Origin of the sequence: Pseudomonas sp. R3-56, assembly GCF_051132075.1 — a bacterium.
Classification (GTDB): domain Bacteria; phylum Pseudomonadota; class Gammaproteobacteria; order Pseudomonadales; family Pseudomonadaceae; genus Aquipseudomonas.
Window position 1 is genome coordinate 5212933 of record NZ_CP071657.1, and the last position, 13525, is coordinate 5226457.

Genomic DNA, 13525 nt, shown 5'->3' on the forward strand with positions numbered 1-13525 from the left:
TATTCGTGGCCCTGGCGCTGCGCGCGCCGCTTCAGAGCAACACCACGTCGTACTGTTCCTGGGAATACATGGTTTCCACCTGGAAGCGAATCGTGCGCCCGATAAAGGCCTCCAGCTCCGCGACGTTGCCGGACTCCTCATCCAGCAGGCGATCCACCACCTTCTGGTTCGCCAACACTCTATAGCCGGTGGCCTGGTAGGCGCGTGCCTCCCGGAGGATTTCCCGGAAGATTTCGTAACACACGGTTTCCGGAGTCTTCAGCTTGCCCCGGCCCTGGCAACTGCTGCACGGCTCGCACAGCACCTGCTCAAGACTCTCGCGGGTGCGCTTGCGGGTCATCTGCACCAGGCCCAGTTCGGTAATGCCGATGATGTTGGTCTTGGCGTGATCGCGTTCGAGCTGTTTTTCCAGGGTCCGCAGCACCTGGCGCTGGTGCTCTTCGTCTTCCATGTCGATGAAGTCGATGATGATGATCCCGCCCAGGTTACGCAGGCGCAGTTGCCGGGCGATGGCCGTGGCCGCTTCAAGATTGGTCTTGAAGATGGTTTCCTCAAGGTTGCGATGGCCGACGAATGCACCGGTATTGACGTCGATGGTGCTCATCGCCTCGGCCGGATCGACCACCAGGTAACCGCCGGATTTGAGCGGCACCTTGCGTTCAAGGGCTCGCTGGATTTCATCTTCGACGCCGTACAGATCGAAAATCGGCCGCTCGCCAGGGTAGTGCTCCAGGCGGTCGGCGATTTCCGGCATCAGCTCGGCGACGAATTGGGTGGTTTTCTGGAAGGTTTCCCGGGAATCGATACGGATTTTCTCGATCTTCGGGCTGACCAGGTCCCGCAGGGTCCGCAGCGCCAGGCCCAGGTCCTCGTAGATCACACTCGGCGTGGCGATGGTCTTGATCTGCTCGGCGATCTGGTCCCAGAGCCTGCGCAGGTAGCGGATATCCATGAGGATTTCATCGGCCCCGGCGCCCTCGGCGGCCGTGCGCAGGATGAAACCGCCGGCCTCCTTGATGCCTTCTTTCTCAACGCAGTCGCTGACAACCTTCTTCAGACGCTCGCGTTCGGCTTCGTCCTCGATCTTCAGGGAAATGCCAACGTGGGCGGTGCGCGGCATGTACACAAGATAGCGCGACGGAATCGACAACTGGGTGGTCAGGCGCGCGCCCTTCGAGCCGATGGGGTCCTTGGTGACCTGCACCACCAGGCTCTGGCCTTCATGGACCAAGGCGCTGATGCTCTCTACCGCCGGCCCTTCGCGCATCGAAATTTCCGAGGCGTGGATGAACGCCGCGCGGTCCAGGCCGATATCGACGAAGGCCGCCTGCATGCCCGGCAGCACCCGTACCACCTTGCCCTTGTAGATATTGCCGACGATCCCGCGTTTTTGCGTACGCTCGACATGGACCTCTTGCAGGACGCCGTTTTCAACCACCGCCACGCGCGATTCCATCGGCGTGATGTTGATCAGGATCTCTTCGCTCATGGCAGGGTCTCGTTCAGGCATATTCACGATTTATGGCCGCATCTGGTCAGACGGCGCTCAGCGCGCGCTCAAGGTTTGCCAACAGGGTATGCCGAAATGGCCGAGCAGTTCTGCGGTTTCGCATAGTGGCAGGCCGACCACGGCCGAATAACTGCCTTCAAGGTCGGCGATGAACACCGCGCCCAGCCCTTGGATACCATAGCCGCCCGCCTTGTCCTGGGGTTCACCGCTGGCCCAATAGGCAATCGCTTCCTGCTCCGTGACCGGGCGAAAGCGCACCCGACTGCGAACCACCCGGGACTCGCAACGCTGGCCATCGAGCACGGCAATCGCGGTCAATACCTCATGGTCGCGACCGGACAGGCTCAGCAGCATCGACTTGGCATCAGCCTGGTCCTGAGGTTTGCCGAGAATCCGGCCATCCAGTACCACGGCGGTATCGGCACCCAGCACACAGCAATCGGTGCCGTTCTGCAACGAGTGCAGCCCGGCCTCGGCCTTGCCGCGCGCCAGGCGCTCGACATAGGCCGATGGGGTTTCGTGGTCGAGGGGAGTTTCGTCGATGTCCGCGCCGATAGTGGTAAAGGGAACGCCGATCTGCGTGAGCAGTTCACGCCGACGCGGCGAGCCCGAGGCAAGGTAAAGCGGTTTCATCAAGACATCTCCCTTGTACGCGCCGGCTTTTGTGGCGAGGGAGCTTGCTCCCGCTCGGTTGCGCAGCGACCGTAAAAATGGGGCCGCTACGCAGCCCAGCGGGAGCAAGCTCCCTCGCCACTGGGATGTAGGTATCAAAAAAAGTCTAGAGATCCCGACCGCATCAGTTGATCTTGAAACGCAGGCGCAAGCCACGCAAACCGAAGCTGACCCAAGGCCAGAGCAACGCACTGACCAGGGCCGGCAACACCAGCGCCAGCGTCGGCTGACGATTACCGGTCAGTGCGCTGAGCCACAATTGCACCAGTTGCGCCAGGCCAAAGATCACCAGGATCACCAGGCTCTGCTGCCACATGGGAAACATCCGCAGGCGCTGTTGCAGCGAGAGCACCAGGAAAGTGATCAAGGTCAGGATAAGCGCGTTCTGCCCCAGCAACGTGCCATAAAGCACATCTTCGGTCAGGCCCAGGCACCAGGCGGTAACCATGCCGACCTTGTGCGGCAGGGCCAGCGCCCAGAAGGCCAGCAGCAAGGCCAGCCACAACGGACGCAGGATCTCCATGAACTGCGGCAGCGGCGACACACTGAGCAACAGGCCGATGGCGAAGGTCAGCCAGACCATCCAGCCGTTACCGGATCGAGTACTGCTCATTCTTCTCGTGCTCCCCTGGTCGCCGGCGTTGCGGCGGGTGTCGAGGCCGGTGGCTTGGCCGCGGGCCGTGCAGGTTGGGATGTCGTCGCATGGGCGGCCGGCCGGGCAGGCGTCGCAGCGGGTGCGGCCGGCGGGGTGGTTGCCGTGACGGGCGCCGTCACTTGGGGTTTTGGCACCGTGGCCGGGACCGACGCGGGTGCAGGTGCGGGTGCAGGCGCAGCAGGCGCCGTCGATTCGCCACCTTGCCGATCCTGGACTTCCTGGGCCACGGCGGCGTCATTGGCGCGCTCTTCAGGCGTGCGGTTGTCGCTGAACACCAGCAGCAGGTAACGGCTACGGTTCAGCGCGGCCGTGGGCACCGCCCGGACAATGGCGAATGGCTGGCCGGAATCATGGATGACTTCCTTGACCGTCGCCACCGGATACCCCGCCGGGAATCGCTGGCCAAGACCCGAGCTGACCAGCAGGTCGCCTTCCTTGATGTCGGCGGTGTCGGCCACGTGCCGCAGCTCCAGGCGCTCGGGGTTGCCGGTGCCGCTGGCAATTGCCCGCAAGCCGTTGCGATTGACCTGCACCGGAATGCTGTGGGTGGTATCGGTCAACAGCAGCACGCGGGAGGTGTAGGGCATCAGCTCGACCACCTGCCCCATCAGGCCACGGGCGTCGAGCACCGGCTGGCCGAGGACAACGCCGTCGCGCTCACCCTTGTTGATGATGATCCGGTGCGTGAAGGGATTGGGGTCCATGCCGATCAACTCGGCGACCTCGACCTTCTCATTGACCAGCGCCGAGGAGTTGAGCAACTCGCGCAGCCGCACGTTCTGCTCGGTGAGGGCCGCGAGCTTCTGCATGCGCCCCTGCAACAGCAGGTTTTCGGTCTTGAGTTTTTCGTTTTCGGCGACCAGTTCGGTGCGGCTGCCGAACTGGCTGGCCACACCCTGCCACAGCCGCTGCGGCAGGTCGGTGATCCAGTAGGACTCCATCAACACCAGCGACATCTGGCTGCGCACCGGCTTGAGCAGCGTGAAGCGGGCATCGACCACCATTAGCGCGACCGATAGCACGGCCAACACCAGCAGGCGTACGCCCAATGAGGGGCCCTTGGCAAAAAGCGGTTTAATAGGCCGCTCCTCCCAGGCAAATGTTGTCTTTATTCATACGGCATCAACCGGCCTGGATACGAATGACAGAAGATAAACGCCAACGGGCAGCACTGCAAAGTGCTGCCCGGAAGCGAACAACATAGACGATCCCGCCAGCTTATTCGCTGGAGAGCAGGTCCATGGTGTGCTTGTCCATCATTTCCAGCGCACGGCCACCGCCGCGGGCAACGCACGTCAGAGGGTCTTCGGCGACGATCACCGGCAGGCCGGTTTCCTGGGCCAGCAGCTTGTCGAGGTCACGCAGCAGCGCACCACCACCGGTCAGCACCAGGCCGCGCTCGGCGATGTCCGACGCCAGTTCCGGCGGCGACTGCTCCAGGGCGCTCTTGACCGCCTGCACGATAGTCGCCAGCGACTCTTGCAGCGCCTCGAGCACTTCGTTGGAGTTGAGGGTGAAGGCACGAGGAACGCCTTCGGCCAGGTTACGGCCGCGCACGTCGACTTCACGCACTTCGCCGCCCGGGTAGGCGGTGCCGATTTCCTGCTTGATGCGCTCGGCGGTGGATTCGCCGATCAGGCTGCCGTAGTTGCGGCGCACGTAGGTGATGATCGCTTCGTCGAAACGGTCGCCGCCGACACGCACGGACTCGGCATAGACCACGCCATTCAGGGAAATCAAGGCGATTTCAGTGGTACCGCCACCGATATCGACGACCATCGAACCGCGGGCTTCTTCCACCGGCAGGCCGGCACCGATGGCAGCGGCCATCGGCTCTTCGATCAGGAATACTTCACGGGCACCGGCACCGAGGGCCGATTCCCGGATGGCGCGACGCTCCACCTGGGTGGATTTGCAGGGCACGCAGATCAGCACGCGAGGGCTGGGCTGCAGGAAACTGTTTTCGTGAACCTTGTTGATGAAATACTGCAGCATCTTTTCGCAGACGCTGAAGTCGGCGATCACGCCATCCTTCATCGGGCGAATGGCTGCAATGTTGCCCGGTGTGCGGCCCAGCATGCGCTTGGCTTCAGTACCGACAGCCACGACACTTTTCTGGTTACCGTGGGTGCGGATGGCCACGACCGAGGGTTCATTCAGGACGATACCGCGCTCGCGCACGTAAATAAGGGTGTTGGCAGTGCCCAGGTCGATGGAAAGATCGCTGGAAAACATGCCACGCAGTTTCTTGAACATGGGAAAGGGACCCTAGGCAACGCGTGGGTAAAAAAGTGCGGCAAACTCTAACAACGACAGGGATTTTGGGCAAGGCGCCAATATGTTAAATTGGCCGCTTTTCTGTGCACCAAACCCCGAGATCGCGGCCGTAGGGCCGTAGAATGCGGTAGTGTTCCGACAATCTAACACACGGACAGACTGCGTCCGTTTTGTTTTCCACTGGAGAATCCCATGGCGCTTGAACGCTCCGACGTGGAAAAAATCGCTCATCTGGCCTGTCTGGGCCTCAATGAAGCCGATCTTCCACACATTACTTCTGCCCTGAACAGCATTCTAGGGCTGGTCGACGAGATGCAGGCGGTCGACACCGACGGTATCGAGCCGCTGGCCCACCCACTGGAAGCCAGCCAGCGCCTGCGCGCCGACGTCGTCACCGAGTCCGATAACCGCGAGGCCTACCAGTCCATCGCACCGGCGGTCGAAAACGGCCTGTACCTGGTTCCGAAAGTCATCGACTAAAGGGAAAGAGCCTCTCATGCATCACATGACCCTGGCCGAGATCGCCCGCGGACTCGCCGACAAGAAATTTTCCTCCGAAGAGCTGACCAAGGCCCTGCTGGCGCGCATTGCCCAGCTCGACCCGCAGCTCAACAGCTTCATCAGCCTCACCGAAGAACTGGCCCTGAGCCAGGCCAAGGCCGCCGACGCCCGTCGCGCCAACGGTGAGAGCGGCGCCCTGCTCGGCGCGCCGATCGCCCACAAGGACCTGTTCTGCACCCAGGGCATCCGCACCAGTTGCGGCTCGAAGATGCTCGACAACTTCAAGGCCCCGTACGACGCCACCGTGGTCGCCAAGCTGGCCGCTGCCGGCACCGTGACCCTGGGCAAGACCAACATGGACGAATTCGCCATGGGTTCGGCCAACGAGTCCAGCTACTACGGCGCGGTGAAAAACCCCTGGAACCTGGAGCACGTACCGGGCGGTTCGTCCGGTGGTTCCGCTGCCGCCGTGGCTGCGCGCCTGTTGCCCGCTGCCACCGCGACCGACACCGGCGGCTCGATCCGCCAGCCGGCGGCGTTCACCAACCTCACCGGCCTCAAGCCGACCTACGGCCGCGTCTCGCGCTGGGGCATGATCGCCTACGCCTCCAGCCTCGACCAGGGTGGCCCGCTGGCACGCACCGCCGAAGACTGCGCAATCCTGCTGCAAGGCATGGCCGGGTTCGACCCGAACGATTCCACCAGCATCGATGAACCGGTGCCGGACTACAGCGCCAGCCTCAACGGCTCGCTGCAAGGCCTGCGGATCGGCGTGCCGAAGGAATACTTCGGCGCCGGCCTCGACCCACGCATCGCCGAACTGATCCACAACAGCGTCAAAGAGCTGGAGAAGCTCGGCGCGAGCATCAAGGAAATCAGCCTGCCGAACATGCAGCACGCGATTCCCGCGTATTACGTGATCGCTCCGGCGGAAGCCTCCTCGAACCTGTCGCGCTTCGACGGCGTGCGCTTCGGCTATCGCTGCGAAAACCCGCAGAACCTGGTCGACCTGTACAAGCGTTCCCGTGGCGAAGGCTTCGGCGCCGAAGTGCAGCGCCGGATCATGGTCGGCGCCTACGCGTTGTCCGCCGGCTACTACGACGCCTACTACCTCAAGGCGCAGAAAATCCGCCGCCTGGTGAAAAACGACTTCATGGCCGCCTTCAACGAGGTCGACATCATCCTCGGCCCGACCACGCCGAACCCGGCCTGGAAGCTCGGCGCCAAGAACAGCGACCCGGTCGCCGAGTACCTGGAAGACGTCTACACCATCACCGCCAACCTCGCCGGCTTGCCGGGCCTGTCCATGCCGGCCGGCTTCGTCGATGGCCTGCCGGTGGGCGTGCAGCTGCTCGCGCCGTACTTCCAGGAAGGCCGCCTGCTCAACGTGGCGCACCAGTATCAGTTGAACAGCGACTGGCACACCCGCACCCCAACCGGCTTCTGAGGAGAAACACATGCAATGGGAAGTCGTGATCGGGCTGGAGATTCATACCCAGCTCACCACCCGATCGAAAATCTTTTCCGGTAGCTCGACCACCTTCGGTTCCGAGCCCAACACCCAGGCCAGCCTGGTAGACCTGGGCATGCCCGGCGTATTGCCGGTGCTCAACGCCGAAGCGGTGCGCATGGCGGTGATGTTCGGCCTGGCGATCGACGCCGAGATCGGCCAGCACAACGTGTTCGCCCGCAAGAACTACTTCTACCCGGACCTGCCCAAGGGCTACCAGATCAGCCAGATGGAACTGCCGATCGTCGGCAAGGGCCACCTGGACATCGCCCTGGAGGACGGCACGGTCAAGCGCGTCGGCATCACCCGTGCGCACCTGGAAGAAGACGCCGGCAAGAGCCTGCACGAAGAATTCAACGGCGCCACCGGCATCGACCTGAACCGCGCCGGCACGCCGTTGCTGGAAATCGTCTCCGAGCCGGACATGCGCAGCGCCAAGGAAGCCGTGGCCTACGTCAAGGCGATCCACGCATTGGTGCGATACCTGGGCATCTGCGACGGCAACATGGCCGAAGGCTCGCTGCGCTGCGACTGCAACGTGTCGATCCGGCCCAAGGGCCAGACCGAGTTCGGTACCCGCTGCGAGATCAAGAACGTCAACTCGTTCCGCTTCATCGAGAAGGCGATCAACAGCGAGATCCAGCGCCAGATCGAACTGATCGAGGACGGCGGCAAGGTCATCCAGCAGACTCGCCTGTACGATCCAAACAAGGACGAGACCCGTCCGATGCGCAGCAAGGAGGAAGCCAACGACTACCGTTACTTCCCCGATCCGGACCTGCTGCCGGTGGTCATCGAGAACTCGTTCCTCGACGAAGTGCGCGCCACCCTGCCGGAACTGCCGCCGCAAAAGCGCGAGCGCTTCCAGGCGCAGTTCGGGCTGTCGAGCTATGACGCCAACGTCCTGGCCACCAGCCGCGAACAGGCCGATTACTTCGAGAAAGTCGTGAGCATCGGCGGCGACGCCAAGCTGGCGGCCAACTGGGTGATGGTCGAACTGGGCAGCCTGTTGAACAAGCAGGGCCTGGAGATCGACGAGTCGCCGGTCTCGGCCGAGCAACTGGGCGGCATGCTGTTGCGGATCAAGGACAACACCATTTCCGGCAAGATCGCCAAGATGGTCTTCGAAGCCATGGCCAATGGCGAAGGCAGCGCCGACGAGATCATCGAGAAGCGCGGCTTGAAGCAGGTTACCGATACCGGTGCGATCAGCGCCGTGCTCGATGAAATGCTCGTGGCCAATGCCGAGCAGGTCGAACAGTACCGCGCGGCGGACGAAGCCAAGCGCGGCAAGATGTTCGGCTTCTTCGTCGGCCAGGCCATGAAAGCCTCCAAGGGCAAGGCCAACCCGCAACAGGTCAACGAACTGCTAAAAAGCAAGCTCGAGGGCTGATGGCCATGGAGCCAGTCTCGCTGTCTGGCTCGATCCCCCGTGGCGAGGGAGCTTGCTCCCGCTGGACTGCGCAGCAGTCCCCTCTATCTGGCAACGGATTGTTGGGGGTCGCTCCGCGACCCAGCGGGAGCAAGCTCCCTCGCCACAATAACTTTCACAACCACACTGATGTGGAACCCCCTACATGAAGCGTCTCCTCGGCGCCTGCGCCCTGCTGTCCCTGCTGGCCGGCTGTGCCAGCCAGAGCGGGACGGTCGATCCACACGGCTACGACCAGACCGGCGTCGCCTCCTATTACGGTTCCCGGCATCACGGCAAACGCACCGCCAGCGGCGAACGTTTCGACCAGCACGGCCTGACAGCCGCTCATCGCCAGCTGCCGTTCGGCACCCGGGTGAAAATCACCAACCTGAAAAACAACGACAGCGTCGTGGTCCGCATCAACGACCGTGGTCCGTATTCACGCGGCCGACTGATCGATGTATCGCGCGCCGCTGCCGAACAGTTGGGCATGCTGCGTAGCGGTACCGCGCGGGTGCGCGTACAAGCCCTCGACGACTGACAGACGGAGTTCGGCCATTTCCCTGATCAACGCTTTATCCCTGCTCAGCCTGATCGAACTGCTCGGCGCCTTGCTGTTACTGATCGCCGGCGCCGAGCTGCTGGTGCGTGCCGCTGTCGGCCTGGCGGCGCGCTTGCAGGTGCGTCCGCTGATCATCGGCCTGACCGTCGTCGCCTTCGGCAGCAGCGCGCCACAGATGGCTGTCAGCCTGCAGGCGACCCTGGCGCAAAACGCCGACATCGCCGTGGGCAGCGTCATCGGCAGCACGATTTTCAACCTCCTCGTGACTCTAGGCCTGTCGGCCCTGATCATTCCGTTGCGCGTCTCGCGACAACTGGTGCGCCTGGACATCCCGCTGATGATCGGCGCTTGCCTGCTGGTTTTCGTACTGGCCTGGAACGAAGAGCTGAGCCGACTGGACGGAGCGCTGCTGCTGATAGCCCTGGCGGTGTACCTGGCGCTGCTGCTGCGCCAGTCCCGGCATTCGGGACGACCGCATCCGCTGGGCGAAGTGGTCGACATGGCCTGGCCCAAAAGCCTGGTAATGATCGCGTCGGGCCTGGCCATGCTGGTTTTCGCCGGGCACCTGTTACTGGGCGCCGCAGTGGAAGTGGCGACGGACCTGGGACTGTCGGAGCGCATCATCGGCCTGACCATCGTTGCCGTCAGTACGTCGCTGCCGGAGCTCGCCACCTCGCTGATCGCCGCACTGCGTGGCCAGCGGGACATTGCGGTGGGCAACGTGATCGGCAGCAACCTGTTCAACCTGCTGGGCGTACTCGGCGTGACCGCCCTCGCCGCCCCTTCGCCGCTCTCGGTCTCGCCCAATGCCCTGGACTTCGACCTGCCGGTAATGCTCGGCGTGGCGGTGCTGTGCCTGCCGGTATTCTATTCCGGCTACCGCGTCACCCGCGCCGAAGGGCTGCTGTTGCTGGGCTTGTACCTGGCTTACGGGTTGCACGTGGTGTCGTTCACCACCGGCATGCCCCTGGCCGGCCAACTGGAACGGCTGATGCTGTTCTATGTACTGCCGGCGCTGCTGGCGTTCTTGCTGTTCACTTCCGTGCGCGCCTGGCGCCGCCAACACCACAAGAGGGATTTGCCATGACCGACACCCCGAAGACCGGCCTTGACATGCGTCGCCAGGTGATGGGCGACGCCTTCGTCGATCGCGCCCTGGGCAACGCCACCGAGTTTACCCAGCCACTGCAGGATTTCGTCAACGAGCACGCCTGGGGAAGTGTCTGGAGCCGCGAAGGCCTGCCGCTGAAAACCCGTAGCCTGATCACCCTCGCCGCCCTCACCGCCCTCAAGTGCCCCCAGGAACTCAAAGGCCACGTGCGCGGCGCCTTGAACAACGGCTGCACGGTAGAGGAGATTCGTGAGGCACTGCTGCATTGCGCGGTATACGCGGGCGTGCCTGCGGCGATCGATGCGTTTCGGGCGGCGCAGGAAGTGATTGATAGCTACCAGAAATCTGAGTGAAGGCCCAAGCCTTGCGGTGACAGGCCAGGCCTCTTCGCGAGCAAGCCCGCTCCCACATTGACTGCGTTCTTCCATGGAAATGCGATCGAATGTGGGAGCGGGCCTGCTCGCGAATGGATCGAAAGGGCACTGCAAATCCGCGGCTAGATCCACCCACCCCACTGCAGCACAAAAATCCCCACGTTGGTGGTAATCGCCGCCATCAGCGTAGTGATGACGATGATTGCCGCCGCCAACTCATGGTTGCCATTCGCGGCGCGGGCCATGACGAAGCTGGCGGCGGCGGTGGGGCTGCCGAAGTACAGGAACAGGATCCCCAACTCGGCGCCGCGAAAGCCCCACAGCCAGGCGCCCAACGTGGTCACCAGGGGCAGGCCGACCATTTTCACCAGACTCGAACTCAGGGCCATCTTGCCGCTTTTGCGCAAGGCCGCCAGCGACAGCGTGCCGCCGATGCAGATCAACGCCAAGGGCAAGGTCATTTGCGACAAGTACCTGGCCGAGGTCTCGAACCAGTTCGGCAGGCCGATTTGCCAATAGGCGAACGGCGCGGCGGCGAGCACGCTGATGATCAGCGGGTTGCTGACCACGCTTTTGCAGATGCTCCATGGGTCGGACTTGATCACCGGGCTGTAGACCGCCAACACGATGGTCGACAAGGTGTTGTAGAACAGGATCACCAGCGCCGCGAGAATCGCGCCGAGGGAAATGCCGTAGTCACCGTACATACTCGCCGCCAGCGCCAGGCCGATTACCCCGTTATTGCCGCGAAACGCGCCCTGGGTGTAGATACCGCGATCTTCACGCGGGCACCGCCAGATCGCCCAGCCCCAGGCCATGGCAAAACTCGCCAGGGTGGCGATCGAGAAATAGATCAGCAGGTCCGGCTGCAAAGCCGCATGCAGGTCGGCATGCAGGATGCCGAGGAACAACAGCGCCGGCATGGTGACGTTGAACACCAGCGACGAGGCGATGTAGATGAAGTTGTCGTTGATCCAATTGATACGCTTGAGCAGCGTCCCCAGAAACAGCATGGCAAACACCGGCGCGGTGATGTTCAGGGTTTCGAGGAAAATTGCCAGCATGCCGGGGAACCTTGAGGAGGGTGTCGTTAGGTGGCTAATGATAGCCACTCACGGCGTTGGCGTCTGGTCGAGCCTCTTCGCGAGCGGGCTCGCTCCCACATTTGTACTGGATCGGACACAAATCCACACTCACCCCATATCCCTGTGGGAGCGAGCTTGCTCGCGAAGGCGCCAGGTCAGCTTGCATCAATGCTGAATGCACCGCCCCCATCGCGAGCAAGCTCGCTCCCACACTGGATCTCCAGCGATCACAAAATCCACATGCACCCCACATCCCTGTGGGAGCGAGCTTGCTCGCGATCAGCGCCAGATCAGGTAATCGGCGCGGGGTTGAACAGCGTGATGTCGTTGTACAACTTGTGCCGCTCGGCCCAGGTCTGTTTCTTGCCGCTGGCCACATCCAGGTAGTAGTGGAACAGCTCCCAGCCCAACTCTTCGATGCTTGCACGCCCGGTGGCGATCCGGCCGGCGTCGACATCAATCAGGTCGGGCCAGCGTTGGGCCAGTTCGGTGCGGGTCGAGACCTTCACTACCGGCGCCATCGCCAAACCGTACGGCGTACCGCGTCCGGTGGTGAACACATGCAGGTTCATCCCCGCCGCCAGTTGCAGCGTACCGCAGACAAAATCGCTGGCGGGCGTGGCGCAGAAGATCAAGCCCTTTTGCTTGAAGCGCTCGCCCGGGCCGAGCACGCCGTTGATAGCGCTGCTGCCGGACTTGACGATAGAGCCCAGGGATTTCTCGACGATGTTCGACAGCCCGCCCTTCTTGTTGCCCGGCGTGGTGTTGGCGCTGCGATCGGCTTCGCCCTTGGCCAGATAGCGGTCGTACCAGTCCATCTCGCGCACCAGCTCCTCGGCGACCTCACGGGTTTGCGCCCGGGACGTCAGCAGGTAGATCGCATCGCGCACTTCGGTGACTTCGGAGAACATCACCGTCGCACCGGCCCGCAGCAGCAAATCCGAGGCGTAGCCCAGGGCCGGGTTCGCGGTGATGCCGGAAAACGCATCGCTGCCGCCGCATTGCATGCCCAGGATCAGCTCCGAGGCCGGCACGGTTTCGCGACGGCGCTGGTCGAGTTTCTTCAGACGGGTCTCGGCCAGTTCCATGATCTGCTCGATCATCTCGGTGAAACCATGGCTGGAGTCCTGCAAGCGATACAACCATGGCTCGCTGAGATCCACCGAACTGTCGCCCTCGTGCATGACCTGCCCGGCCTGCAATTTCTCGCAGCCCAGGCTGATCACCAGCGCCTCGCCTCCCAGGTTCGGGTTGCGCGCCAGGTTGCGCACGGTGCGAATCGGGATATAGGCATCGGTGGCGGTGATCGCCACGCCACAGCCGTAGCTGTGGGTCAGCGCCACCACGTCATCGACGTTCGGGTACTTGGGCAGCAGCTCATCCTTGATGCGCTTGACCGCATGGTCCAGCACGCCGGTCACACACTGCACCGTGGTGGTGATACCCAGGATGTTGCGCGTGCCGACGGTACCGTCGGCGTTGCGATAACCCTCGAAGGTGTAGCCCTCAAGCGGCGCATCGGCCGCCGGCACGTCGGTCGACAGCGGCAGGCTGTCCAGCGGTGGCGCGGTGGGCATACGTAGCTGGTCTTCCTTGACCCAGCTGCCACGCGGGATCGGCTGCAGCGCGTAGCCAATGACCTGGCCGTAGCGAATCACCTCGCCGCCCTCGGGAATATCCTCCAGGGTGACTTTGTGGCTTTGCGGCACGAAGTCGACGGTGACCAGGCCGTCCGGGAATTCGGTCCCGGCCGGTACGCCCTGGTCGTTGACGACGATCACTACGTTGTCCCGCTCATGCAGGCGGATGTAACGGGGCGAATCGGCATGTTCAATCAGATTCATCGACGCCGCT

13 protein-coding genes are annotated in these 13525 nt (G+C 63.0%); 6 read left to right on the top strand and 7 right to left on the bottom strand.

Annotated features, from left to right (window positions below; translation table 11 throughout):
- Positions 1-31: 31 nt before the first annotated feature.
- The 5 genes from rng to mreB all read right to left on the bottom strand — a co-directional run bounded on the left by rng (position 32) and on the right by mreB (position 5093).
- On the bottom strand, positions 32-1489 hold the full coding sequence (rng, locus tag J3P96_RS23770) for a ribonuclease G (RefSeq protein WP_305496813.1): 1458 nt from the start codon (positions 1487-1489) through the stop codon (positions 32-34).
- Positions 1490-1546: 57 nt separating this feature from the next.
- Positions 1547-2143 carry a Maf family protein gene (locus tag J3P96_RS23775; RefSeq protein WP_434653678.1) on the bottom strand — a complete coding sequence of 199 codons (597 nt, stop codon included), beginning with the start codon at positions 2141-2143 and terminating at the stop codon, positions 1547-1549.
- 163 nt (positions 2144-2306) lie between these two features.
- Positions 2307-2795: a rod shape-determining protein MreD gene (mreD, locus tag J3P96_RS23780; RefSeq protein ID WP_305496816.1), complete on the bottom strand. Its 489-nt coding sequence runs from the start codon at positions 2793-2795 to the stop codon at positions 2307-2309.
- A complete protein-coding gene (gene mreC / locus J3P96_RS23785) occupies positions 2792-3886 on the bottom strand; it encodes a rod shape-determining protein MreC (RefSeq protein WP_434653679.1) in 1095 nt (364 codons plus the stop codon). The genes mreD and mreC overlap by 4 nt, the downstream gene beginning before the upstream one ends.
- A 169-nt stretch (positions 3887-4055) precedes the next feature.
- Positions 4056-5093, bottom strand: coding sequence for a rod shape-determining protein MreB (gene mreB, locus J3P96_RS23790; RefSeq protein ID WP_002555108.1), 1038 nt, complete (start codon positions 5091-5093; stop codon positions 4056-4058).
- A gap of 213 nt (positions 5094-5306) precedes the next feature.
- Here mreB and gatC point away from each other — a divergent pair, with 213 nt between their 5' ends.
- From gatC to J3P96_RS23820, 6 genes are all read left to right on the top strand, one after another.
- Positions 5307-5594, top strand: coding sequence for an Asp-tRNA(Asn)/Glu-tRNA(Gln) amidotransferase subunit GatC (gatC, locus tag J3P96_RS23795; protein ID WP_072388421.1), 288 nt, complete (start codon positions 5307-5309; stop codon positions 5592-5594).
- A 16-nt stretch (positions 5595-5610) separates the two neighbouring features.
- Positions 5611-7062: an Asp-tRNA(Asn)/Glu-tRNA(Gln) amidotransferase subunit GatA gene (gene gatA / locus J3P96_RS23800; protein ID WP_434653680.1), complete on the top strand. Its 1452-nt coding sequence runs from the start codon at positions 5611-5613 to the stop codon at positions 7060-7062.
- A 10-nt stretch (positions 7063-7072) separates the two neighbouring features.
- On the top strand, positions 7073-8518 hold the full coding sequence (gatB, locus tag J3P96_RS23805) for an Asp-tRNA(Asn)/Glu-tRNA(Gln) amidotransferase subunit GatB (protein WP_434653681.1): 1446 nt from the start codon (positions 7073-7075) through the stop codon (positions 8516-8518).
- Positions 8519-8702: 184 nt separating this feature from the next.
- Positions 8703-9080, top strand: a complete 378-nt coding sequence (locus J3P96_RS23810) for a septal ring lytic transglycosylase RlpA family protein (RefSeq protein WP_434569816.1) — start codon at positions 8703-8705, stop codon at positions 9078-9080.
- A 49-nt stretch (positions 9081-9129) separates the two neighbouring features.
- A complete protein-coding gene (locus tag J3P96_RS23815; protein ID WP_434604992.1) occupies positions 9130-10188 on the top strand; it encodes a calcium/sodium antiporter in 1059 nt (352 codons plus the stop codon).
- The gene (locus J3P96_RS23820) at positions 10185-10565 is read left to right on the top strand and encodes a carboxymuconolactone decarboxylase family protein (RefSeq protein WP_076383558.1); all 381 of its coding nucleotides are present in this window, start codon (positions 10185-10187) and stop codon (positions 10563-10565) included. Before J3P96_RS23815 ends, J3P96_RS23820 begins: the two co-directional genes overlap by 4 nt.
- A gap of 143 nt (positions 10566-10708) precedes the next feature.
- On the opposite strand, the gene J3P96_RS23825 is transcribed toward J3P96_RS23820, so the two are convergent.
- Positions 10709-11650, bottom strand: a complete 942-nt coding sequence (locus J3P96_RS23825; protein ID WP_434569817.1) for an AEC family transporter — start codon at positions 11648-11650, stop codon at positions 10709-10711.
- A gap of 311 nt (positions 11651-11961) precedes the next feature.
- Positions 11962-13515 carry a galactarate dehydratase gene (garD, locus tag J3P96_RS23830; protein WP_434602819.1) on the bottom strand — a complete coding sequence of 518 codons (1554 nt, stop codon included), beginning with the start codon at positions 13513-13515 and terminating at the stop codon, positions 11962-11964.
- Between the last annotated feature and the right edge of the window lie 10 nt (positions 13516-13525).